The organism is Pseudorhizobium halotolerans, from assembly GCF_902153235.2.
Lineage (GTDB): Bacteria > Pseudomonadota > Alphaproteobacteria > Rhizobiales > Rhizobiaceae > Neorhizobium > Neorhizobium flavum.
In genome coordinates this window covers 53938-79078 of record NZ_CABFWE030000002.1, presented here as the reverse complement: position 1 = coordinate 79078, position 25141 = coordinate 53938, and the positions used below count along the sequence as shown (strand labels likewise).

The 25141-nt window shown below is 57.0% G+C and carries 17 protein-coding genes and 1 pseudogene; 11 read left to right on the top strand and 7 right to left on the bottom strand.

The window, feature by feature from the left end; all coding sequences use genetic code 11:
• The first annotated feature begins 5 nt into the window (after positions 1–5).
• Positions 6–272: a hypothetical protein gene (locus FN060_RS23020; protein WP_142586851.1), complete on the top strand. Its 267-nt coding sequence runs from the start codon at positions 6–8 to the stop codon at positions 270–272.
• 3 nt (positions 273–275) lie between these two features.
• Positions 276–1367: a DNA polymerase IV gene (gene dinB / locus FN060_RS02920; RefSeq protein WP_142586816.1), complete on the top strand. Its 1092-nt coding sequence runs from the start codon at positions 276–278 to the stop codon at positions 1365–1367.
• On the opposite strand, the gene FN060_RS02915 is transcribed toward dinB, so the two are convergent.
• Entirely contained in the window at positions 1364–1861 is a 498-nt protein-coding gene (locus tag FN060_RS02915; RefSeq protein ID WP_142586815.1) for an SOS response-associated peptidase family protein, read from the bottom strand. The genes dinB and FN060_RS02915 overlap by 4 nt on opposite strands.
• Before the next feature lie 57 nt (positions 1862–1918).
• Here FN060_RS02915 and FN060_RS02910 point away from each other — a divergent pair, with 57 nt between their 5' ends.
• Positions 1919–2509 carry an SOS response-associated peptidase gene (locus FN060_RS02910; RefSeq protein ID WP_142586814.1) on the top strand — a complete coding sequence of 197 codons (591 nt, stop codon included), beginning with the start codon at positions 1919–1921 and terminating at the stop codon, positions 2507–2509.
• 92 nt (positions 2510–2601) lie between these two features.
• On the opposite strand, the gene FN060_RS02905 is transcribed toward FN060_RS02910, so the two are convergent.
• The gene (locus tag FN060_RS02905; RefSeq protein ID WP_183950018.1) at positions 2602–3228 is read right to left on the bottom strand and encodes a poly-gamma-glutamate hydrolase family protein; all 627 of its coding nucleotides are present in this window, start codon (positions 3226–3228) and stop codon (positions 2602–2604) included.
• 268 nt (positions 3229–3496) lie between these two features.
• On the opposite strand from FN060_RS02905, the gene FN060_RS23490 reads away from it, so the two are divergent.
• The 8 genes from FN060_RS23490 to FN060_RS02865 all read left to right on the top strand — a co-directional run bounded on the left by FN060_RS23490 (position 3497) and on the right by FN060_RS02865 (position 18922).
• Positions 3497–3805, top strand: a complete 309-nt coding sequence (locus FN060_RS23490) for an XRE family transcriptional regulator (protein WP_142586812.1) — start codon at positions 3497–3499, stop codon at positions 3803–3805.
• Positions 3798–4991, top strand: coding sequence for a cysteine desulfurase family protein (locus FN060_RS02895; protein WP_142586811.1), 1194 nt, complete (start codon positions 3798–3800; stop codon positions 4989–4991). The genes FN060_RS23490 and FN060_RS02895 overlap by 8 nt, the downstream gene beginning before the upstream one ends.
• Entirely contained in the window at positions 4951–5934 is a 984-nt protein-coding gene (locus tag FN060_RS02890; RefSeq protein WP_210310806.1) for a DUF4007 family protein, read from the top strand. The genes FN060_RS02895 and FN060_RS02890 overlap by 41 nt, the downstream gene beginning before the upstream one ends.
• Positions 5927–9385 (top strand): ATP-binding protein, encoded by a 3459-nt coding sequence (locus FN060_RS02885; RefSeq protein WP_142586810.1) that lies wholly within the window; start codon positions 5927–5929, stop codon positions 9383–9385. The genes FN060_RS02890 and FN060_RS02885 overlap by 8 nt, the downstream gene beginning before the upstream one ends.
• The gene (locus tag FN060_RS02880) at positions 9375–10229 is read left to right on the top strand and encodes a phosphoadenosine phosphosulfate reductase family protein (protein ID WP_142586809.1); all 855 of its coding nucleotides are present in this window, start codon (positions 9375–9377) and stop codon (positions 10227–10229) included. Before FN060_RS02885 ends, FN060_RS02880 begins: the two co-directional genes overlap by 11 nt.
• A 144-nt stretch (positions 10230–10373) precedes the next feature.
• Entirely contained in the window at positions 10374–12146 is a 1773-nt protein-coding gene (locus FN060_RS02875) for a hypothetical protein (protein WP_210310805.1), read from the top strand.
• Positions 12139–13668, top strand: a complete 1530-nt coding sequence (locus FN060_RS02870; RefSeq protein WP_142586807.1) for a hypothetical protein — start codon at positions 12139–12141, stop codon at positions 13666–13668. Before FN060_RS02875 ends, FN060_RS02870 begins: the two co-directional genes overlap by 8 nt.
• Before the next feature lie 7 nt (positions 13669–13675).
• A complete protein-coding gene (locus FN060_RS02865; protein ID WP_142586806.1) occupies positions 13676–18922 on the top strand; it encodes an FtsK/SpoIIIE domain-containing protein in 5247 nt (1748 codons plus the stop codon).
• A gap of 71 nt (positions 18923–18993) precedes the next feature.
• Here the strand turns inward: FN060_RS02865 and FN060_RS02860 are convergent, their stop codons facing one another.
• The 5 genes and pseudogenes from FN060_RS02860 to FN060_RS02840 all read right to left on the bottom strand — a co-directional run bounded on the left by FN060_RS02860 (position 18994) and on the right by FN060_RS02840 (position 25105).
• A complete protein-coding gene (locus FN060_RS02860; RefSeq protein WP_142586805.1) occupies positions 18994–20880 on the bottom strand; it encodes a hypothetical protein in 1887 nt (628 codons plus the stop codon).
• A complete protein-coding gene (locus tag FN060_RS02855; RefSeq protein ID WP_142586804.1) occupies positions 20877–23174 on the bottom strand; it encodes a sensor histidine kinase in 2298 nt (765 codons plus the stop codon). The genes FN060_RS02860 and FN060_RS02855 overlap by 4 nt, the downstream gene beginning before the upstream one ends.
• Positions 23175–23261: 87 nt before the next feature.
• A pseudogene (locus FN060_RS02850) lies at positions 23262–23511 on the bottom strand (helix-turn-helix domain-containing protein); the annotation flags it as partial.
• 351 nt (positions 23512–23862) lie between these two features.
• The gene (gene ligD / locus FN060_RS02845; protein WP_142586803.1) at positions 23863–24855 is read right to left on the bottom strand and encodes a non-homologous end-joining DNA ligase; all 993 of its coding nucleotides are present in this window, start codon (positions 24853–24855) and stop codon (positions 23863–23865) included.
• Positions 24856–24931: 76 nt separating this feature from the next.
• Positions 24932–25105 carry a DUF3606 domain-containing protein gene (locus FN060_RS02840; RefSeq protein WP_142586802.1) on the bottom strand — a complete coding sequence of 58 codons (174 nt, stop codon included), beginning with the start codon at positions 25103–25105 and terminating at the stop codon, positions 24932–24934.
• Positions 25106–25141: the final 36 nt, after the last annotated feature.

Genomic DNA, 25141 nt, shown 5'->3' with positions numbered 1-25141 from the left:
TTCGCATGCGCCGACGGCAGCCTGTGAACGATCTGGGTCCGAGACTGAAGGATCAACACGAGCCGGTCCTTGAATTCATCTGTCGCCGATGTCATCGCCACTGCGCGCTTGAGCGCAAGCAGTTGGTGAAAGCATTTGGTGCCGGTGTAAGCTTCGCGGCAATACGCCGGCGCATGGCGATGGGCTGCGAGCACATGCAAACGCCGGAGGGTGACAAATGCCACGCACACTTCCCATGTCTAGGCGATACAGATGGTCGTGACGAAAGCTAGGCCATGACAAACGACGAAGGCAGCGAGCGGCTGCGCAAGATCGTGCATGTGGATATGGACGCGTTCTACGCATCGGTCGAACAGCGCGACAATCCCGAGCTACGCGGTCTGCCGGTTGCCGTCGGCTATCCTGCCGCCCGCGGTGTGGTGGCGGCCGCCAGCTACGAGGCACGGAAGTTCGGTGTTCATTCGGCGATGCCTTCGGTGACCGCGAAGCGCAAATGCCCCGACCTCATCTTCGTTAGGCCGCGGTTCGACGTCTACAAGGCCGTCTCGTTGCAGATCCGCTCGATCTTTGCCGAATACACGCCGATGATCGAGCCACTGTCGCTCGACGAGGCCTATCTCGACGTCACCGAAAACCTGAAGGGTATGGAGATCGCCACCGAGATCGCCGCGGAAATTCGGGCGAAGATCAAGCGGGTCACCGGCCTCAATGCGTCGGCCGGGATTTCCTACAACAAGTTCCTCGCCAAGATGGCATCCGACCTCAACAAGCCCAATGGTCAGGCTGTCATTACGCCGAAGAACGGGCCGGCCTTCGTCGAGGCCCTCCCCGTCAAGAAATTCCATGGCGTGGGCCCCGCAACGGCCGAAAAGATGCATAGGCTCGAGATCGAGACGGGCGCAGACCTCAAGGAGAAGACGCTCGAGTTCCTGGTCGAACACTTCGGGAAGTCGGGACCATATTTTTATGGAATTGCCCGCGGCATCGACAATCGCCAGGTCAAGCCGAACCGGGTGCGGAAATCCGTCGGCGCGGAAGACACGTTCTCCGAGGATATCCACTCCTTTGAGCCGGCGCGCGAAGGTCTTCAGCCGCTGATCGAGAAAGTCTGGAGCTATTGCGAGGCCAATGAGATCGGCGCCAAGACGGTAACGCTCAAGGTCAAGTATGCCGACTTCAGCCAGATCACCCGCAGCAAGACCGTTACGGCACCTCTGCAAACGATCGGCGATCTCGAGGAGGTGATCGGCCTGCTTCTCGCGCCGATCTTTCCGCCGCGCAGGGGAATCCGTCTGCTTGGCGTCATGCTGTCATCATTGGAACGGCAGACCTCCGAAGTGGCGCCGCAGTTGCGGTTGGCGCTTTAGACCGCCAGCGTTGCCTGGACAGGATCGATCGAGTGGCGCTTGACCCGGAATGTCCCCGCCGGCAGCGGGCGAAGGATTTCATCCTCGGGCACAAGCCCGTCGAGCCAGCCCATGCGTTGATCTCGTGTCAGCACCGCCATCTGTCGGTCGTGAAACGGCGCGAGATCGGCATTCGGCTCGATCGTCAGGATGGCATATGCCTCAGGCCAGTCGTTGATCGCCGGCCGCCAAATCCCCGCGAAGTAGAACCAGTCACCATTGGCGAGGGAAAAGCTGAAGCTCCTATGGCGAAACTCCGAGGCCGGTACCAGGCAGCGGTGGGTCGGAAACATCTTCCCTTCCGATCGAACAACGTTCACGGCGCGCGCACCGCCGTCGCGTGGACGCAGGCCCCACGGCAGCTCCACCATCTCTACATCGCCGTCATGGCACCTTATGATCACGCGGCGCTCATCAAGCGGGGCGTCGGACTGGAAAACCTTTGCGCTCGGCATAGATAGAACATATCAGGAACACCATTGAGAGACAACCAGACCTGAGACGGAGTACGCATGTGCAATGATTATCGGCTGATGGTGGATGCTGCTTCTATCGCAAAGGACTTCGCCGATCTGAAGATTAAGATCCGCTTTGGTGAAGGCATACCGAACCTCGAAGCGCGCGAGGACATCAAGATCACCGATGTCGGGCCGATCGTCAGAACGATCGACGGCGCACGGGATAAGGCCGAGCTCGTGCAGCGGCGCTGGAGCTGGCCTGGGCCGAACAAACGGCCGGTGTACAATTTCCGGTCGGAGGGGCGAGAGTTCAGTTCCAATCGCTGCCTGATCATTGCTGACGGCTTTTACGAGTTCACCGACCCAAAGGATCCGAAGAAGAAGCGCAAGGACAAGTGGCTGTTCACCAAGAAGGACGAACCGATCTTCTGCATTGCCGGCATCTGGCGCGAAACGCCGGAGGTCGGGCAAGCCTTCACCATGCTGACGATGGAGCCGGGACCGGACATCGCGCCGTACCACGACCGTCAGATTGCCATCCTGGAACGCGGCACATGGGCAGACTGGCTCGATCCGACCGTCTCAGCCCAATCGCTGATCAAGCCGCTTGCCGCAGGCACGCTGACGGTGGAGCAGGTCGGCTAATGCAATTATTTCAGCTGAGCAACCGGGAACGTGGATCATGGCTCAGACCTTCGATGAAAGGCTGGAGCGAGTTTCAGGGGGAATCAAAACTTCTAAGCTTTAGCCGCAAGTGAAGTTGGCTCCGTGTGAGAGCCGGCAATCGCTGATCTCAGCGTTGAGACCAGCACCTTCTCGTAAGCAGCGTCCTTCTTGAAAGCTTGTCGAAGCGATAGCGGAATTTCTAGCTGCACGCCTGCCTTGGTGGTGCCGCGGTTACAGATATTGCTAGGGTGGGTGCCCTTAAATCTCGGCGGGTCATAGAGAACCGGAAACCCCGCGTTTTCCAATGCGTCGCCGATTGATTTGCATACCTCGGCATCAAGCCCGCCCATCCAGATTCTTGAGGCGTCCTCGTCGTCAACTCGTCCATGCAAAGCAATGACGACTTTTGCCGTCTTGACCGCGTCTAACGCATCGGGAACGTCGTATCTCTCTGAGGCGATATGCATTTCGTATCGATTGTTTGAAGGCAATTTCGCTTCAAACATGTAACAGGAGTAGTCTTCGGCGGCCGCTGCGTCCGCGATCTCAGCGGTTCGCATCTCGATTTTGCCACCATGGGGTGCCATGATCAGGACATCGGGGCGGTTTGCTCCAACTCGCGTTGACACCGAGAAATCTTTACCACGCGTGTAGACCTTCAGAAGGTCATGATAGGACGTGAATCTATCTTTCGGCATTATACGCTCCCTCAACCGCTTTTCTTCCAAGTCTGACGCCGATCTTTGGTCTTTCATTAGCGAATGCTGTATATTCTAGACTTCCGGGACAGAATCTGGGCGATTTTCACCGAACAATCTCCACTTAGGCAACCATACATCTTCCCGCGTCGGCCCCAACGGCGCTAATTAAGTTGTGATACCTGATGTCTTGCGGCCGCCCTCCTCTTGCTGATCCCATGGAATATTTTCCATATTGCGAAATGGCGAATCATCTAGAGGTTGGCGTATGGGCGGCCTATGCAACAGCAGCGTTTCCAGCGTCACGTCCTCCGACGTGCCACATGCGCTGCGGACTGATCTGCGACTGATCTTGAGCCGAGTCATCGCAGAAACGGGGTTGAGTCAAACGCGGACTGCAAAACTCTGCTCGACAGATCAGCCAACCCTCTCGAAAATTCTCTCCGGCCGCAGCGACAGCGTGAGCACCGACCAATTAATTCGCTGGCTCGTCCAGCTTGGCTGCAACATTGAGATAAAAATCCAGCGTCCGCACGGCCTAACGGCGGGAATGATAAAGGCGGCCTTCGATGAATGAAGTCGTCGCAATCAAAGCTCTCGAGCCGATAGCTGGATCCGGGCCAATTTACCTCGATCACCATGCTACGACACCCGTCGATTCCCGCGTCCTGGAAGTCGTCGTGAAAATGATGGCTGAAGAATACGGCAATGCGAACGGTGTCGAAAACATCCATGGTGAGCGGGCCGCCCGCGCGGTGGCAGATGCCAAGGAAACAATCGCTCGGATCCTGTCAGCCGAGCCAGAACAAGTCCATTTCACCGCGGGGTCGACTGAAGCCATTCAACTGGCAATTTCACATGCAATCGCCACGCACTCCGCTCCCCTGCGCGTGGCGATGACCCGGGTTGAGCATAAAGCTGTAATAGACACTGTTCTGCGGGCCGAACGTTTGGGTCTCGTGGAGAAGTCGTGGATCGAGGTCGACGAGAACGCTCAACTCAATTGGCAAAGCGTGGAGCGCGTGCTTACAGGCGGGGTCGACCTAATCTGTGTCATGGCGGCCAACAACGAGGTCGGCACGATCTATCCCGTGAGGAAGGTCACCCATCTTGCCCATCACCACGGCGCACTCGTGTTGGTCGACGCGACACAGGCGATCGGGAGAATGGCGCTCGATTTGGACGATGACATTCTCGATTACATCGTTCTCAGCGCGCACAAGATATACGGCCCCAAGGGCGTGGGTGCGCTTGTCTCCGCAAGTTTCGACCGCTCGTCTGTCTATGGCCTCCAAGGAGCCCATAATCCGACGCCGAACGTCGCTGGGGCCGTGGCAATGGGGCACGCGTGCCGACTCATGGAGCTTGAGGGTCGAGAGGAGAATGAACGCCTTGCAATGCTGCGCGATCGCCTTCAGGCGCGATTGATCTCTCTGGTGCCTGATCTCAAAGTCAACGGCGATAGCACCAGTCGCCTTCCTCACAATCTGCATCTCTCCGCCGCCGGCGCACCCAACGATATTGTGTTGAACAGGCTTCGGGGAAAGGTCTCGCTGTCGACGGGCTCTGCATGCAATGCCGGAGCACAGGAGCCATCGCATGTGTTGCAGGCAATGGGATTGCCTTCCGCACTGCTCGAAAGCTGCCTGCGTATTGGCCTTGGGCGCTCCACGACTTTGGACGAGGTTGAGCGCGCCGCTAAGCTCATCGCGGAGGCGATTAATGAAGTTCGACACGATTTTACCGGGGGAACCCATGTTTGACATGGCCATCGCCGACGGGCAAGCCAGTTATCGATTTTCAGGGCACGAAACCTTCGCCTGTCGATATGCCTGGCTCCCCAAAGCCTACCGCGCGATCGCTGCTGACCCTGGCATTTTCTTCGACGAGGATGCCGCGATGGTTGAGTTAGGCATTGGCAAGAACATGGTACGGTCCCTGCGTTTTTGGGTAGACGCTATGGGTATCGCCCGCCCTGCTGCGGACCGCACTCACACGATCACTGAGTTGGGCCACACAATTTTCGGAGCGGAGGGCTGCGACCCATTTTTGGAGGATACGAGGACACTCTGGTTGCTGCACTGGAACCTCTCCTCTGCGGTGACGCCGGGTTTGTTTGCATGGCACTATCTACTCGGTGCTTGGCCTTATGCGGAATTCTCGCGTTCTGAGGCTCTTGCCGCGTTCCTGCGGCAATCGCAACGCCTGGGATATTCCCATTCCAGCGTCACGCTGAGCCAGCATCTGGACGTGTTTCTACACACATATCAGTCAGCGCGAAGCTCTCGAGTCGGCATTGAAGACTCGCTCGATGGTCCGCTCGTGGAATTGCGCCTACTACAGCAGACCGGTGAACGTCGTGGGGAAGCCGGGCGTAGGGAACCGGTATACGCCTTCCGAAAGGAACCGAAGCCCGAAATTTCCAATGATCTGTTCGCTTACGCCGTTCTTGACTATTGGGATCGGGTTGCGTCGGGGGAAAAGACGCTCCTTGTTCGAAACATCCTGTCCGCCCCGGGAGCGCCCGGGCAATCCTTCAAGCTTCCGGAAGATGATGTTCGTGCCCGTCTGGAGGCGCTTTCCCGCGATCGCAGGTATGGCCTCACCTATCGGCCTTCGGCAATTCAAGGTCTGTTGACGCGCGATACCAACCAGAAGGCGAGCGCGAGAGCCATCTATAAGAATGAGGCAATCCTAAATGGTTGAGCTGACCACAACAACGATTGCCGACGTTTTTTCGATCCCTGGCCGGTTTCTCCGATCGATCCAGCTGGAAAAGGACTTCTTGGACGAAGCCGCGCTGGAAAGCTACATCATCACTCCACCCGTGGCGGCTGCGTTGCACCAAATTCTTGCGAGCCTCCGCGCCGGATCGAAGCGGCGCGCCTGGCGCATTACGGGCGACTATGGCGTGGGCAAGTCTTCCATGGCGCTAGTCTTGGCCCGCTTGTTGAGTGATCCCGCAGGCCAGGACACGCAGCGACTGGCGAAGGCAATTGGCTGGGCACAGGCAGACACCGACAGACAGCTACTTCCTATTCTCGTCACAGGCAGTCGCGAGAGTATCCCTGCCGCCATTGCCCGCGGTGTTCGCGAAAGCCTGACGCTTCAGAATGCGGTCGACATACTTAATCCGCGTCTCCAACTAGCACTGGAGGCATGTGAAACGACGGGTTCCATCCGAGCATTGGAGCAATTGATATCCCAGCTCCTGAAGCGCGCCTCCGAGCGTGACCTCGGTATTTTGCTGGTCATCGACGAGCTGGGGAAGCTGCTTGAATATGCAGCGATGAACCCGGACCGAGAAGACGTGTTCGCGCTTCAACGTCTAGCCGAATTGGCGGCCCGAAGCAGCGCAAATCCATTCCTGCTTCTCGGGATCTTGCACCAGGGTTTCCAAGCCTATGCAGAACGCCTGCCGTTAGCGCTGCGCCATGAATGGGAAAAAGTGGCCGGTCGGTTCGAGGAAATTGTCTTCGATCAGCGGCTGATCCACACGGCCGCTCTGGCTGCCGGCGCGCTTGGAGTCGATCGAGATAGGCTTTCCAGGGATGTGAAAGCGCAGGCCGATACGGCGCTAGACAAATGCACTCGGATTGGCTGGCTGGGTGGTCGTGGATTCGCGCTCGACCCCGCAAGTTGTTACCCGCTGCACCCGGCTCTTCTCCCGGCGATGGTGCGGTTCTTTTCGCAGTTTGGCCAAAGTGAACGATCGCTTTTCGGGTTTCTGCTCTCAAGTGAGCCGATGGGCCTGCAGTCTTATGCGGCATCCACACAACTCGGAGCAGGCTGGTTCGATATTCCGCAATTTTACGATTACGTTCGAAGCACATTCGGCCACCGCATATCGGCGGCAAACTACCAAACCCACTGGCTCCGCATCGTCGCGACGATTGATAGCTGTGTCGATGTCAATCCGCTCGAGCTAAAAGTTCTGAAGACCGTTGGGCTTTTGAACCTCCTGGATGCTGACGATCTGTTGCCAACTGAAAGCAGCGTACCCGCCTGCCTGTCGGTGTTTGCCAGTGACGATGTCAACGATGCGATCGAGAACCTTGGTCAGGCGGGATTGCTGTTCAAACGCGGTGGCACTGGCGCATTTCGTCTGTGGCCGACGTCGAGCATCAACCTTTCGGGCGCCGTCGAGGCGGCAAGACGGGCGGTCGGTGAGGTCGAAGCGGTGGCACCGGCGCTCGGCAATTTTCTCGACGGCGAAATGGTATTGGCTCGACGGCATTATCTTGAGACCGGCACCATGCGCTATTTCGAACTTCGATACGCATCTGCCGAAGAGGTTAGCAAAGCCGCCGCTAAACCGACGAATGCCGATGGCCTGATCGTATTGACCCTTGTCGATCAAAAGGAACAGCAGAAGAGCGCAAGGGATACGGCCATGACGCCGCAAATCGCCGAAAACCCGGCGATCCTTGTCGCTCTTACTCCTCCCGTGTGGCATCTCGCTTCACACCTGCGCGATGTCATGATCTGGCAATGGGTGGAGAGCAACACTCCCGACCTGGAAAACGATGATTTCGCATCGGCGGAGGTTCAACGCCAGATCGTCCGTTCGCGGCAGGCGCTGCGTGCTCAATTCAATGAGCTCATCAAAGCCGACAGCAATCATGGGATGGAGTGGATTTATAGAGGAGAGGCATTCACTGCGGTTGGCAAGCTGCCGAAGATCGTCTCGCAGATTTGCTCGGATCTTTTTCCGCTTGCCCCACATGTCACGAATGAGTTGATCAATCGCAACGTCTTAAGTAGTGCGGCCGCATCTGCGCGCATGCGGTTAATCGAAGGGATATTCAATGCCCCGGAGAAGCCTCTTCTCGGCATCGATGAGCGCAAAGCGCCTCCGGAAAAGTCGATGTATCTCTCGGTGCTACGACGGGGCGCCTTGCATGTTGCAGATGGCGACGCCCTCACGCTCCAAATCCCGGCGCCTTCAAATGACCCTCTTCATCTACGGCCCAGCCTAACCAGAATTCTTGCCATGGTGCGTGAAGGCAAGGGCTGCCGCATCGCGATCACGGACATTCTGGCGAGCCTGGCGGGACAGCCATACGGCGTGCGGGATGGACTAGCGCCGATTTTATTGGCTCTCGTCGTCAAAGTGCACGGGCACGAACTCGCTCTCTACGAAAACGGTACGTTTCTCCCGACATTTGGTGCGATGGAATTCTTGCGCCTTACGAAGGCGCCGCAGGCGTTCGAGATCCAGCACTGCAGTGTGGAGGGGGTACGATCCGACGTCTTCATACGCCTCGCCAATCTCTTTGCGACAGGAGTTGAGGGGCGTCAGCCGGTGCTGCTTGATGTCGTGACACAGCTCTGCCAGTTCGCGGCAAAACTTCCGGAATACACGCGGAAGGCAAAGGCATTGTCGCCGACCACCCTTGCCGTGCGCGATGCGCTTCTTTCCGCGAGGGAACCGGCAACTTTACTATTCGCCGATCTGCCCCACGCCTGCGGCCTGCCAACTTTCCGCATCGATGAAGCCGATAATGGCTCCGTGGAGGAGTTTATCGGGCGCTTCACCGATGCGATCCGCGAGCTTCAAAACACCTATGGTGATCTCATCAAACGGATTGTGAAGAGGACGGCCGAAGCGATCGGTCAGGATTCCGTCCATTTTGACCGCGTAGCGTTGGCATCTCGAGGTGCTCGTGTGTCTCTTGCCGCTCGAGAGCCCCGACTTCGTGCGTTTGCGCTGCGGCTAAGGGATCCTGCCCTACATGATGAGGCATGGGCTGAGTCACTCGCGAGTTTCGTGGTGGCAAAACCCCCAAATCGCTGGCTGCCCGGTGACGAGGTCCGGTTCATTGAGGAGATCGGTGCGCTGGCAGAAGTCTTCGCGAAGGTCGAAAGCACAGTCTTCTCAACATCTGAGGACCGGCCCGACATTGACGCTATTCGCCTGAATCTTACTCGTGGTGACGGAAGGGATCTCCTGCGCGTCCTCCATCCAGTTGCACTCGATCAGGCTGATCAAGACTCGATGAACGCGCTGGCGAAGCGACTGCCCCAGGGCGAAACGCAACGCATCCAGATCCTGGCAAATCTCCTTTGGGAGGAACTGGAACGAGCAAACGGAGCCCCGTCCGCGGATAAGACGCCTGACCAAGCGGCTGATGGAAGAAAACAGCATGACCACTGATTACGCTTTTCGGATATCAACGTCCTTCGGTACAGAGCGACCACGGCACATTCTGAGTCTTTCCGGAGGCAAGGATAGCGCGGCGCTGGCAATTTACCTGCGCGACCGCGTTCCCGAGATCGAATATATCTTTCACGACACGGACAAAGAACTTCCTGAGACATATGACTACATCGGCCGCCTTGAGGCGATTCTGGGCAAGCCGATCGTTCGGACGACACCAACCGACAGCTTTGACCACTGGCTGACCGTTTATCGGGGCATGCTCCCCTCGAACCACCGACGGTGGTGCACAAAAATGCTGAAGCTCAAGCCTTTCGAGGCCTATGTCGGCGATGGCCCTGTGATCAACTATGTCGGCCTCAGGGCCGACGAAAACCGATCGGGATACATTAGTACAAAGCCGAACATTCTCGCTGTTTATCCTTTCCAAGATGACGGCCTGGTCCGGGCCGATATCATCCGGATACTGGAAGATTCCGGGCTAGGGTTGCCTCCTTACATGGACTGGGGACGATCGCGATCGGGATGCTATTTCTGCTTCTATCAGCAGAAGATCGAATGGGTTCGACTCCTCGAAACACATCCCGAGTATTTTGAGTTGGCGCAGGCCTACGAAGAAAAAGCGGTTCAGTTCGGTGAGCAGTTCTATTGGTGCCAGAATGAATCCCTTCGAGAGCTGGCAAAACCTGAGCGTGTGGCAAAGATAAAGGCGGACTGGGAAAAAGCTCAGACGAAAAAGAGAGCCAATCGCAAATCACTGTCCCTCGTCGAAACCTTGGGAGGGTTGGAGGTGGAGGATGACAGTCATTTGCGCGACGGTTGTCTTGTGTGTTCAATTTAAAGATGATGGTTGTAGAACCAAGGCTACGGTGAAGCATCGCTAGTCGAGTAACGTGGTGGCGCGGGGGCGAGTGGGATGAATGGGCTAGGAGGCCGCTGGGTTCGGTTTTTAAGACAATACGGACCGATCTCCCGAAATGACAACATGTACGACGAACAGATCCGGCGGTCTGCTCGAAGGTATGATGTCGAAGCGTTGGACTTTACTCACCCGCTTGAAGCAGATCTTTTCACGGCTATTTCCAAGAGCGCGGAACGAGCTCGGTCGGTCATTCTGACTGGGACCGCAGGAGACGGCAAAAGCCGGCTTTGCGGGCGTCTTTGGACAGAACTTGGTGGAAGTTCTGATGATTGGACGGCGAATGAGATCTATCAAGAAGTCTCCGCCGCTGTTGCAGGTCGCGAGCGAAAGGTCGGTATCATCCGCGATCTGACGGCCCTGCCCGCCCAGGGAACCTACGGGGTCTGGGATGGCAAGCATGCGCTGCTGGAGGCGATCAACCGCAGCTTCTTGGATCCGGACCCAGATTTAATCTTCATCGTTGCAGCAAACGACGGCCAGCTACTGGATACGTGGCGACGAGCGGACGTTCCGCTCTCAAAAGAGAGTTATGATCTGCTTGAAGCCTGTCTGGTCGAGGGAAAGCCCGCCACCCACGGCGAAGTGGCGTTTTTCAATCTTAGTGCCGTCCCATGTGCAACGATTATCGACTTGACGTTGGAGGCAATCGTCACGCATCCCGGTTGGGCGGCTGCATACACGGAAGCCGAGCCCGACGGCTTCTTCTCAGAAGCGTGCCCGATCCGACGCAATTACGAAATATTGTCGTCGCCGCAGTTCAGGTCACGACTTCGGCAGCTGTTTGAATTGATGGACCTCAATGAGCTGCACACGCCGATCCGGCGAGTCCTGCTGCTGATTGCGAATATGTTGCTCGGCCATCCTGCTGCCAAAGATCGGCTTATGTCGCCGTCGGATATCCGGCCGTACCTTCGAGCCGGCAAAGCACATTTGGCCGATATTCATCAAAACCTTTTTGGCGCAAATCTTCCAGCCGCGCGGCGGGAAGGCCTAGAAATATTTGAGTTCTTGAACCGCTTTGGCATCGGCGACGAGACTACAAATAGGATCGACAACATCTTGGTCTTTGGTCCTTCGGATGAGACTTTGAGGCCGTATTATGAAAGCCTCGTCGAAGGCGCATTCTCGTCGCAGGCTCTCGACGAGCTGTCCGCCCTGCGAAGTGATTATCTCGAGCGGCCCGACGCAACACAGGAGGGGGAGAACCCCTTCCTGAGTAGCCTTCAGGCGCAACGCCGAGCAATTTTCTTTCAGATCCGCGACGAACAATCGGAGGATCTAAGGCTCTGGGATCTGACTGTCTTCCGTCACGCCGGCGAGTTTTTAAGAGACGTTGTCGCCCCGCTGCAGCAAACAGGAAGGGTGAGCCGCTCCATAGTCGGTCGCCTCGTCAATGGTCTAAACCGAATTTTCACGGGAATGTTGGTCTCAACTGACCGCGAACTTCTGATCGCAGCTGGCCTCTCCGGTTCTGCCGCTGGCCTCAGCCAAATACTGCTGGAGCGGGTGAGTGTGGCACCGCGACGGCATGAGCGCGTGGAGCTTCGAAAAGGAATGCTACCAACCCTCGTCGTGCAAATCGACAGCGGGGTCGAGGTAAGTTTAGAACTCAACCTTGTTCGCTATGAATTTCTCATGCGGGTCGCCGGAGGCGCCTTGCCGGGAAGCTTCTCCAAGGAGTGCCATGAGGACATCCTCGCCTTCAAGGGTGCGATTTTGGCTGCTCTGACCCGCTCCCGCCCGATGGAAGAAACGAACGATCTCAGTTTCAGAATTCTCAGCCTGAATAGCGAAGGCGAACCGGTGGATGATGTTATCGAGGTGAACTGTGCTTGAGTCCCTGCCGCCGCCGCCCAGAAATGATCATCCCAACAATGACATGTGGATTGATGAGCAGATCTGGGGCCATCGTCTTTGGGATGCCACGAGCCCCTGGCTGATTTTTTTGGAGTTCCTTGGCGTCGCTGAAGCCAAGGAACGAGATCAGTTGCTGCTCGACGACCGCGGAGAAAAATACCCACTTCGTTTCAAGCCAGCGCAGCGCATGTATATCCGCAACATTCTCTACAACAACGAGCCGCTGCTGCGGATTGCCGATGAGGGCCTAGCTGATAGCGCCTCCTGGGAAAAGTGGCTCACAGCAATGTCCGATCGCGCCCAGGGCGTCCCCGTGCGGGATTTCACCTACTTGCGAAAGCGCTTCAACTCCTTCGCCGACTTCGTTGCCTTGGTGTCGATGTTGCGTGGAACGACGATCGAGAATGGCTCGAACAAGCGCTGGTCCTCCCGTTTCGTGTTTCCGTTCGGCCGGCACGCCCTTTACGAAGACTTGAACGTTAAGAACAATTCGACCTCCCGCGAGTACATCAACTTTGGGCTTCCCGGCGAACTCGTCTACCAGATGCTCTGTCGGTCGGATCTCGCCGGCGAACTCGCGCCAGAAATTGCGAAGATGTTGGATGGCGACCCGTGTGATCGCCTTCTTGGTTTGTTGGAACCGGATTACGAGGAAGACAAGTCGACTCGAGGCAATAGCTACCTGCCGTACATCCGCCATGAGACGTTCGACGATCTGGCGCGTGACTGGCTTGCTCTGCTGCGCGGCCCACTTCCCCGTTTCGACACCTATCCCCACTTGGCCGCTCTCACAGCACTGCATCTCCTTCGCTATCAGCTAGTCGTTGCCGCCGAGCATTGCTACGCGCCCAAACCCCATTTCGTTTGTGAGATTATTGCACCAAAGCGGACGCCGGTGAGAGAGTTGTCCATCTCGAATTTCCAGATGAACGACACACTGCCCTCGCGAGCGGTGGACGCCTATATCGATGCCATAGGCAGAAGCGACGAGTGGCAACGCCGTCAGCGGGGCGAGACCCCGTTCCCGGATTGCCGGCGCTTGCTCGTTGACACCGTTCGTTGGCCAGACGATGACGATTACAGCGGTCCGCCCGACGAAACCGCGCTTCTCCAGGATCTCAAGCGATCGGCTCAGGCAAGACATCGGCAGCATGTTGCCGCCGTTCATCGATCATATGGTACAGGAGCGGGGTTGGTTTCGCGTCGAGGCACCAGCCAGCTTCGCTATGCGCCGACGGACGCGCTCCTGAAATCTTTGATCTTGGCGAACGTACAAAATCGCATGGACTACAGCGAGTTCTTGGACTTGCTTTATCGCCGGTACGGCTTTGTGATTGGTGAGCGGGAAGCGATTCAGGTTTTGTCCGACGACGAATTCGACCGCAAATCATTTCAATTGAACTCGGGGCGCCTTGAGAGGCGGCTTAGAACGCTCGGTATGCTGCGGCGGCTCTCAGACGCGTGCGCCTATGTCGAAAACCCGCTATCCCTCAGGATGTGACGACGCCATGAATATTCACGAACTGATCGGGAAAGTCGCATGCTCCATTCTCAAGGAGGAGCTCAGCGACGCAAGCGCCGAAGCCGGCACAGCGCGGTTCCTGCTCGATGGTCTGAGCGTTCCGCAAACACTTGCCGTCACCCGGGCTGTGCTCACCGACCTGTTCTTGAGCGAGCGTATCGACATTAAACTGCCGAGGGGGCTCTTTGGCGGGCATGCATTGCCCGAAGAGGTTCTCACTGACCGCAACGCGACGTTCTATCGGAGCGCCGATTGCGACCGAGCAGCCTATCTGATCACAAACGCCAGCGCAGATGAGGGACAAGCGGAAGACATGTCCCTTCATGAGGTGACGCCAATCGGGGCAGCACAGCTGATGGAACGACTGGCGGCGTGGGTTTCAGCCGCGAGTGCAGGTCTCGCATTGACGGATGATGCGAAGGCATGGTGGGACAGGTCTCTCGCAGGCCTTGCCCAAGTGGGATCGGTAGCGCTTGAACGGTTTGCCCGATACGTCGTAGCCACGCGTGAGGCCGTTATCGATGAAGGTTATCCAATCATCGAAGCTCTTGGTTACGCCCTTCCTGCCCTTCAGCTTCCGCGCGATCCTGCTGCCTTCGCCGGAATCAAAGATCGATCGCGTTGGCACGCTTCAGCCTGGCGCCGCGAATTTGTCGGCCTTCGGCGCAAACGGCATCCCTACCTTCTCAAGCAGAATCCGAACCAGATCGTCATCTCGGAGGCCGAGCTGCGAGATGCGTTTGACAAGGCACGGGACGTCATTCCAGCGATTGCACACCCAATTGTCGAGCTGTTCATTGAAAGCAGACCCGGCTGGAATTCCAGCTCGGAAGCCTTGGCAAACTGCCTTTGGGAACATGTAAAGCCGCTCTTTGAAGGCCTAGCCAGGGAAAAGACAAATCTAGGTCAGGATACTCAGCGGTTCTACGCAGAGGGCCCTGACAACCTCCTATCGAGCGAGGATGAAGAATATCTGGAGCTCCTGGCAAAACGGAAGACTACGGGGGCCCCGGATGACGAAGACATCGAGTTCTATGAGCGTCATCGCGATGAAATAAGGGAAGACCGGAAGCTCAAATCCTCTTGGGACAAATTCATCTATGGGCGGCCTTTGGAAACCGAGGATTTCCTCGCCGGCCTGGCCATGATGATGGAGACGCTGAATGCTCGCGCCATGGTGGGCGCGAAACGCAGCCTGACGATCAGGTGTGACTCTTTGACGAAGAGGGACCTTCGCGGGCTGAACAGTGAAGCCGGTCTTTTCTTCTCGCTCAGATATGCTGGTCTGCAAAGGCTGCTCGGCGCAGGCGTGTCCATCGAGTTCGGCTCGTTGATGGATTATCCAGCCGTGCTGCGCGGTTGGCTGGATGCCAAGGACAAGTCTGCCATCAACCGGTCCGTCGCAAAGGCCGCGTTGCAACTCCGCTTTCAGCTTGAGCTGGAAACGACGGATTTTGAGGGAGGAACATCGATCGCCTCCGCTCAGCTGATCTGGAAGTATCGACCCGACGTCATATCCTCTCAGTTGACGGATGACTGGGACCGCTTGTCCGAACATGCTTTTGTCGCACTCCGATGCGGCCGGGAGCCAGGAACGGCAGGGCGCCGACCAGGCTCAATCGATCTTTCCGACGTAAAAACCCTTGTTCCAGCCTATGATCGCGATCGGGGCTCTCTGGTCCCGACCTACAGGCGGGATCGCGACTTGCGTCTCAACTGGCAGGCAAACCTCAAGACGGCGCTTGAGCAGGGCCTTGTCAGCGAGGATGTTTCCAAGAGGCTTCTTGGGGGCTTCGAGCTTTTCTGCGAGCGTTACGAGTTGGCGATCAATTCCTTCCGACTGGAGGGCGCTTCCAACCCCGCATGCCGCGATCAGGCAATGCGTTATTCCGAGCTGCTCGACCTGGTTCGACAGCTCGCACCTGGTGACCGCAATAAGGATCTTTTGTTACGTCCTCTTCTCGAGTTGGGCCAGGCGCAGGTTGGCGACGGCGCGGCAGCGGCAATCGTGGCGCCATGGCATCCGATGCGACTTGCGGCCATGTGGAGGAAAGCCCACCTTGTTCGGCAAGTGGTGCGTAACATCATCGACTTGCCCGGAGGCCTGGAAGGCGACACAAAGCTCTTCTTCCGAGACCTGGCAGAGGACATGCGCCACGTATTCTATCCTGAAGTGGTTGTCTCCTGGACTGGACGCAAGCCGGAGCTTCTGTCACTAGCAGACTTCCAGGGTGATTACTCACTCCACGAACGACCGGTACTCGAGGGCGCCGTAGGCGGTGAGACCAACGACGACGCTGCTGCGGGCACAAACTGCCTGCTGGATTTGACACAACGATATCTCAACCTGCACCCCCACGAGCGCGCGAACATGTCGCTCGTTCTCTACAATTGCGATTCAGCGCGTCTCCCTCAGCAACTTGTCGACGGCCTGGGTGAGCTGAACGATGATGAGGATATGAGATGTCAGGTCATGTTGCGTCATACGGACGGTACTCGTCTCCGCGACATCTATCGGTCGATCCTGACGAGCACGAGCGGCTCTGCTGAGGTCTTGGCAGCTTCAGAGATGACGCAGGATTTCATGGCCAGGCTGCGTATCAGCGTGATCGCTGACCAGGCCCCTCCACCCGATCCCAGAGACGGCCGCCCATACGACATTGTCTTCAGCCAGGACGTAATCTCCCGGCATGCGTCCGTGGAGTGGTATCGGGAATCCGCAGAGCCCGCCGATCTTGTTAGCCTCTTGCCGGCGAGATGGTCGCGCCGGCGACCGGGCGCGATGGATGACCTGAAGTCCTGCGTTTATCTATGTTCCCCAGTCCAAAGCCGGGAAGGCTGGGCTTATCTGTCGGCCATAACCGCATTCCTCAAAAGTGAGGAGGATCCGCAGGACGGTAAGCGCTTGTTGCCGGTACGCCAGCTTGACTTTCGTGATGACAGGACGGCCCGGATCTTTGAGGAAACCCACGACTTGGGCGCTTGGGTCGTTAATTACGATGAACTGCTCGACCGGCGTCAGCTGCAAAACCAAAGCGTCCGAGTAATCCGCTACAAGCAATCCGCGACACAGGGGCGCAACGTCGTTATCTCATCTCGCGCCCCCCTGACGCTGCTCCGTGCAATGGTCCGCCGGAGGCTGGAGGAGCTCCAGCTCGAGCTGGAGCCCGAGCAGTTAAATGCACTTGCGGACCGGTTCATCACCGATGCGAACGACATTTCCGGCGACATTGTTCTAAGGGCTGCCAAACGGGGTGAGGCTGCCGGCGAACTCATCGGCGTCGTCCTAAGCAGATTTCTTGCTCGACAGTCTCTCGAACCGGAGCGGCTAGTCGGCTGGTACTTCCTGGACGATTACGCCAGCTGGCTTGGAGCCCGCGAGGAGACGCAGGCCGACATTCTGGCACTCTCGCCTGCGACTGATGAGAGTGACCAGCTCACCTTGCGCATCCTCGTGACGGAGGCCAAGTATGTCGACGCCGCTTCCTTCCCCCCGAAACGCAAGGAGTCAGAAAAGCAGCTTCGCGACACGATGCGCCGTATTGTGGATGCCCTGGCCGAGCCTAACCGCCTCGATCGCGACTCATGGCTTTCTCGACTCGGCGATCTTCTTTTGGACGGCATCCAGGTTCCGGCTTCGAGCAACGTTCCATTGGTTGAGTGGCGTCGACGCGTCCGGGACGGTTTTGCAAAGATTGAGGTGGTCGGCTTCAGCCACGTGTTCGTCCCGACTGCACTAGATAATTCCTCGGTTACCGACTTCAGCGAGGTTAGCGGTGCGCCTGCTTGTCGGCAGATGATCTTCGGTCGGGCGGAACTAAAGGCGTTGATCGTCGCCTACGCCGAAAATTCGAGCGTCGGTGCGCTACTGACCTCAATTGATCCAATCTACGGAAAGGCGCCGACGCCGCATATTCCCGGAGAGACCACCAAACCCAAACCGAGTTCGCCGCGAGGTGTCGCCAAGACGACGGCGCAAGCCGACGTCGCGGAGGAACCGAAACGCTCTGTGACCGAGACGCCCTCTGCAGAATCTGTCCATCGGGAAGCAGCGGAAGAGCCAGGGGAGCCGGTATCCGCGGAAAACACCGTTGCTGCCGTCATTGAGCGGCATGCTAATGTTGGCCCGGCGGAAATCGGAGCAGACGAGGAGTGGTTGGCAAATACCGGTTTGATGGCGCGTAGCGCCTTGCAGCAATTGGGGCTGCAGGCGAAGCTAGTTGACCAGAAGTTGACTCCAAATGCTGCCATTCTACGCTTTAGCGGGAGCTCTAACCTAACGGTGGAGCAGGTGCTCAAGCGGCGGTCCGAGCTTTTGACAACACATCGCCTTGACATAATCTCGGTCCGACCAGAGCCCGGCGCTGTCGCGCTCTATGTGGCACGAACTCAACGGCAAATCGTCGATATTCAGAGCCTATGGAAACGCTGGAGCCCTGCGGTCTCGCCCACGGGAAACCAGAACATTGTGATTGGAGTGCGGGAGGACGACAACGAGCTTTTCGTCTTGTCGCCCAGTCAGCGGCACGCGCCGCATACACTGATTGCGGGCAGCACCGGTTCTGGCAAATCAGTGTTGATGCAGTCGGTAATACTGGGCATCGCAGCGACGAATGATGCCCGTCACGCGAAAATCGTGCTGATCGACCCGAAACAGGGTGTTGATTACTTCGCGTTCGATGCCCTACCCCATCTGGAAGGTGGGATAATCGATCAGCAAGAAACAGCGGTCGACCAATTAGAGCACCTGGTGCTGGAGATGGACCGTCGGTATCGGTTGTTCAAAGAGGCGCGGGTTCCAAACATCAGCGCATATAACGCCAAGACTACGCCTGAAGAGATGCTACCCACGTACTGGGTCATTCACGATGAGTTTGCGGAGTGGATGCTCACTGACGACTATCGCGCCGCGGTCACCTCGACGGTCGGCCGCCTTGGCGTTAAGGCACGTGCGGCGGGTATCCATCTTATTTTCGCGGCTCAGCGGCCGGAGGCAAACGTCATGCCGATGCAACTCCGATCACAGCTTGGCAATCGGCTAATTCTGCGCGTGGACTCAGAAGGCACGTCTGAGCTCGCCCTAGGTGAGCGTGGTGCCGAAAGATTGCTCGGAAAGGGGCATATGATTGTCCGTGCTGAAGGCGAGCAAGGCCTTATTTACGCTCAGGTCCCTTTTGCCTCGGAAGCGTTTGTCGCAGATATTGTCGAAGCTATTCAAGTCCGTGAGACTTGATTTTTGGCATGGCAAATGCCCGAGCGAACGCAAATCCGTCAGGCAAATGCTCCGCCATCGCCACCTTGGCCTCACCGCAAGAGAACGCAGACCAAGTTTTTGCGCGAAAGCTGCTGTTCGGTGGGTGCCTTGTTCTCGCGACATACAATCAGGGCGTCGGAGAAAAACTTTGCGCCCGCCTTCGATAGCTTGAAAGGTTTGAGCAGTTGTGCCCACTCCCCAGGAAGCTTCATAGAGGCTTCGATGGCCGCTTTGTACTCTTGGTCCTTTGCGACTCCTGAAATCTCATATTTCGCTAAACCTCTAACGAGAAGTTCCTTAATCTTTACGATGAACTCCGAAGTGAAGGCGACCTGATCATCGTCTGTGTCTCGAGCCATGACGTACTTGCCCTGCTGAGAAGCGACCTCGCCATCGAGAAATTTTTGGCCAAAAAGAGGTTTCGCCGTAGCGGTCAGTTCTTCATACACGGGGGGTGGGGAGGGCAGTCCAACTCGGGTGAGATGTGCATGTACGGCCTGTTGAAGCGACAGGATGTAGAGCGGCCGCATCGCAGCTCTTCGCTTCTTGGCACCGAGCCACTCTTTGAAACCTTTGTATTCCACCGAAAAAAGGGCCGAGATCTTCCAATGGATGCGAAACTTGGCTTCATCATCCAGGACGAAAAAGGGAGTATCGGGAAGCGATCGCCGCACCGTTCGATCAGCATGGTCTACAGCAACCAAATCACCCGGTAACAGCAGAATTGTCTGATCTGCGGCAATCTTACGGGTGCCTTTAGGGCTGTAGGCAAGGTCGCATTCAGGGTTCATGATGATGTAAACAGACTTAGGTTTGCCAGCCTCCTCTTCAACGATCAGATCGCCCAATGACAAATGAAGATCTGGGTCCGCTGTGCCTTTAGCTTTGTCGTGGGGATGAGGCTCGAAGTCGCCGACATGCATATCGAAGACAGCGCTATTATAGACGCGTGCGAATGCGGAAGTCGGCGCGGTGATAGCTGGCAGACTCGTGAAATCTTCGTGGTCCAAATCAAGTAGGCTTTTCTTTAGGTCCCCGCGAAAGAGTGCGTCCGACCATAGGCCGGAGAGAAGGTTCATAAGATAATCACCCAGAGGGTGACCGTCCTTCTTAAGCGCAAAATGTTGTAGATTTGCATAATCGCTGAGCGTCAGCTGTGAGATAGTCTCGCGAAAGGTTAGCACTGCGCTCGCAGTCTGCTTTTGGATATTGTCCACGAAAGCTTGGACGACATGACCTTTTTGAAACAGTTCGGCGAGGGCCGTCATCTGGAGATGGATGCCATATTCGTCGGCCAACCATTCTTTAGGCATCGCGTCAAAGAGCCCCGCGATGAGCCCGCTGGCCTCGCGAAACACCTGGGAGTTGCTTTTCACTGATGGATCGGACGAAATAAGAACGATGAGCGGCTTGCGTTCCGACGCGTGAATCTTGCGGGCAGCACTGGACGCTCTGTCAATTGCCTCTTGGCGACCATCAACGCCCAGAAACCAGTCCAGAAATACAATGTCTACGCCCTCCAGACGATCCTCCCACTCGTCTCGACCAGCTGTCCGGACTTCCAATCCAAGTTGGCCCAGGTGATCTACAACGGGCTTCAGACGGTCAAGTTTGGACTGGTGGCCGATTACATATGAACTATCACCAAGAACCTGCTGCAACTTTCCGTCTGCATTATTGCGGGCAGCCGCTACGCCATCTGCGGTGACGTGATCTTGTGATGAAATCCCGTGTGCGCTGGCTTCAGCGAGTAACGCGTCATCTTCTTGAATCTGAGCCCAAATTTCCGCGGCCTCCGTCTCGGTCGGCTCAAAATTGCTGATCGGCTCGAATGCATCATCGATGAAGAGAACACACGCAATCCCCTTGGTCTCAAACAAACCTTTCAAATCGACCTGCACCTGCTCGGCGTCGCCCTTTTTAACTGCAACGTTCATACCATTTCCCCCAAATCCAAGACGAACGAGCGGTAAATGCCGTCGTCACCCCGCTCCAGCTCCAGTGTCGCTTTGTGATACTTTGCAATTTCGCGTGAGATAAAGAGCCCCAGGCCCTTTCCCTGGCCGGCAGGCTTCTTTGTAAAGAATGGATCGAAAACGGCCCGATGGTCTTCGTCACGAATTCCCGGACCATTATCGGTGAAACGGACAGTACCCTCGACGGTATCGAGGTCGATCCAAAGCCTTGGTTGAAAATCTGGATCTATGCGCTTCGCCTGTTTAAGCCAATAAACCGAGTTGGAGATCAAATTTTCGAGCACTTGAACGATCATTCCCCGTACCGCCGTTACGGTAATGTTTGACCCTGACTGCGGAAGTACCCGCAAGTCGCACAGAATACCTTCCCTCGCGAACTGCTCGCGGTGCGACTCCATAATTTCATTGAGAAATCCGCGTAGTTGAATCTTCTCTCTGCGATTGCGACCTGCGGTGCTCAGGGGGTCCAGAATCTTTAGCCGCTTCTGCAACGTCTTCAATTGGGCCGCGAGCGTTGACAGCGCCCGATCCGAAGCAGAACTCGGCATGTGCTGCAAGGTCTCCAGCGCTGTCTCGGTCGCACGGTTCAATTCATGTGCCAAAACCTCGACTGTGATACCAACTCCCGCCAAATTGAGTAGCTGCTTTCGTCCCTCTTGGTATTCGTCAGCCAGGGCGCGCACGTCTGCCATTACCGAGCTAATCTCTGAAATGCCAGATTTGATCTCCTTGATGATTTCAGGCTGTTTTCTTACTTCGGGAACGAGATTCTGCAGAAGGTTTAGGTTCTTTTCCAACCGCTGCTCTTGGGTCTGCAGTCTTTGTTCAACAACTTCTTGGCGTACAGGCTCGCTTGGCGGTTTAGCCGCCTTTTCCATACGCGAGATGAAAGACCAAAAGGTTTGTTGAACGAGATAGGCAAGCACGTCTTGAAATGCCCGCTTCTCTTCACTGTCGATCAGCCCCTCTCGATTAGCCTGATCTTTTAGTTGGGGGTTGCCTGTCTGAGTAATTAGAACCCTGCCGACAAGTTGGGCGCGGTTGACCTTGAAACCGCTGCGCGCCAAAGCCTTTCGGTCCAGGTCGAGCCAGTCATCGTCACTGTTGCCATATGGCAAGACACGAAAACCATCGCGATATAGCAACAATCCACCAGTCCATTGGGCAAGACGATTGCGTACTGTCGCAAGATCTCCCACCCCTTCCATAGCTTTGAGGAGACCGCGGTTATACCAGTAAAACTCAACCTCGAAGGGTCCAATTGCGCGTAAAACAGAGGGATCAGGAGCATCAGAAAACGACAGGAGCTCGACTTCTTCGTAGCCGAATGCCTCCTCCCGCTGCCCGAAGCCCATCCGACCGGACAAGTAAAATTTCCCGTTGGAAAGCTGACGAAACTCTCCGGAGAGTTTCCCGTGAGCATGCTCGAATATCCATGGCTCAATACGCGGGATGGGAAGAACTTCGTCATTGTATTTTAGGATAATGGGGAAGCGCGGCTCCTTCGCGAAGGGATCATTCAGCTTGGCGAAGTCCCGACGCGCAATTTCCTCTACATGAGCCTTTGACCATTCCCGGTGAAACCCGGACACGTGGATACTCGTACCATGGTCTGAGCTGGACTGTTTTCGTTCGCCTTGAAAGGGGGCTAGCGCGATGTCGCCGAGTAGCTCATCGCTCGCGTGATCAAAGCGTGACCAATCAATTACGAGCTTATTCCAGTTTTCATCCTGAAGCGTCGCAGTCGTCACGACGAGATGGCTTCCCAGCCGCATCGCGGATAGACGGCCGATCCCTTTTTCTCCAAGGACGACGAAACCATCAGAACCGCTTCCCTTTTCTCTGAGCTTGGATCTCGTCCCAATCGTTAGGAAGGCTGAATCTAGCTGTTCCAGCGTCATCCCGGTGCCGGCGTCTGCCACTATGATATAGTTTGCGGCAATGACAGCGACCCTCAATTCGATGTAGTTGGATGCGTCCGCCACGTCCTCCTTGAGGTCCGCTACTTGGGGCGCTCCCTCTATTAGGCCGCCAATAATTAGACGCTTGAGTTCGTGGAGCGGCCGCGGATCGGAAGACATCTGAAGGAAGTCGCGCTGAACCGGTCTGGCCAACCTGTTGACTACTGATATGCGGACGTTCTTCGCACCGGCGTCGTAAGAGTTTTTGATGAGTTCGTATAGCGCTATTCCATCGGAGCTGATTAGCTCGCTTCCCAAATGCAGGATCGTCCGGGCAGCAATCTTGAACGACAATTCGTATTCCCCCTGGCGCTCAGGCGCCTGATCTTTCAATAAATCGCATACTACAGAAGTTGTAAAAAACCATTACCAGTGCTCTCTTTAAGAGCGGGCGCAAGCGCTCCCAGCTAGACTACCCCCCGCCCGAAACCGCCCCCTCCCGGTCATCTCGCGCGGCCTGAGCTCGCCAACGATCCTGAGCGCCGCCTGCGGCGTGACCTCGAGCGTCTCGGCGATCATGCCCGCGGAGACGAGCAGCCGTGCGATGACAAGATCGATCAGCGCCGGCAATCTCGAGGAGGCACCCCCGGCCAATGAGGCGCCGCTCCATCATCTGTCTGGCCGCGCCCAGATCCCAGATCGGCCTCAACAAGGGCATCTTCCCACCATCGGCAACGTTCCATGCAATGTTCTACGCCTCGACCTTCTCGGCTGGCTTGACCGGGGCATGCTCTGGGGTCGGCGCCCGAGTGGGCGCTAGCTATCGCATCGTTCGCTGCGCTTGCCCGCGCATGATTTTCCGCGAGACCGATGAGGGCCGCAGCGGTTTCGTGCCGCGTCCGGCTGACGACCCCCGCCGCGGCTGCCACCCGTGAAACATCGCCTCGATCGCCTCCTCGCACTCGAGGTGCCGATACGGGTGTTGTCGGGCGTTTCGGGTGCGGAATTTTCACAGACTCCCTCCTGAAGCATGGAAGCACGTTCAGGAGGACGGCTGCTCGCGATCTAAAGAAAATACTGTTGCGTCGTCGGCTCGCTCTCGGAGGCCCTTGAATGAAGGATGCCGCAGCTTTTCGTCTTCCGTCCAGGCGCGATATTCAATTTCGGCGACGAGCAGCGGCCGCACGAAAACAGCGGCTTTGCGCCGGAGCGCGACCGGAGGCTTTTCCTCCTTGATCGTGTCCAGCAGCTCGCGCAGCTTGACCGATTCCTGGCTGCTCCAACCAGTGCCGCAGCCGCCGACGTAAATGAGCCGATCCTTTTTCAGGGCCGCAAGCAAGAGCCGACCGATCGCCCGGGGAACTGTCGAAGGCTCATAGCCGACGATGACGAAACTGTCGCGACACTTGCAGGTGATTTTCTGCCACCAATCGCCGCGGCCGCTGTGATAGGTCTTGTCCTGGTGCTTGGCGATAATTCCCTCGAGACCATGCTCGCAGGCAGCGCGGAAGAACGCTTCGCCATCCGCTTCGACCTCTTCCGACAATCTGATCACACCTTCGCGGTCGGCGACGATCTGCTCGAGCTGTCGTCGGCGTTCGCGTAGTGGCAGCCGACGCAAGTCGTGCCCGTCGAGATAAAGCAAATCGAAGGCGAAGAAGAGAATTTCGCGCGGATCATGCAGGCTCGGTTTCCGGCCAAGAGCGCGTTGCAGTGCGCCGAAATCAGATCGTCCCTTCTCATCGAGCACGACCGCCTCGCCGTCGAGGATCATAGATTCATGTCCGAGCTGCCGCGCTTCGGCCGCGATCGCGGCGAAGCGGCGCGTCCAGTCATAGCCGCCGCGCGTGATGACGCGCACCCTCCCCGGTTCGACGTGAACCGCGAGACGGTATCCGTCCCACTTCACTTCAAAGGCCCCTTGCGGACCTTTGGGCGGCTTGTCGACAAGCATTGCCACGCACGGTTCGATGCGGGCCGGCAAAGGGTCTGGCGGCGGCTGATCGGACGGCTTTTTTGATGATGCTCTCGTCATGCCGCATTAACGCACAATTTCGCGGAGGCGGCGCAATCGTCGGGCTAATTCTTTTGTGTAGCCCCGTCCTGAGCGTCTACTTCCTGCCGAGGTATTGCATCACCTTCTCGCGGCTCGGGCCTGCCTCACGGATCGCCTCGAGCGCTTTCTGTCGTGTGACCCCCGCGGCCTTCATGATATAGGCGACCTCATGTTCCTGCGTGGACGCAAGCTTGCGGTCACGGCCCTGCTTTTTCGGATCGTCTGCCATTGGCTCCTCCATCGTCACGCAGAAGGATAGGAGCCG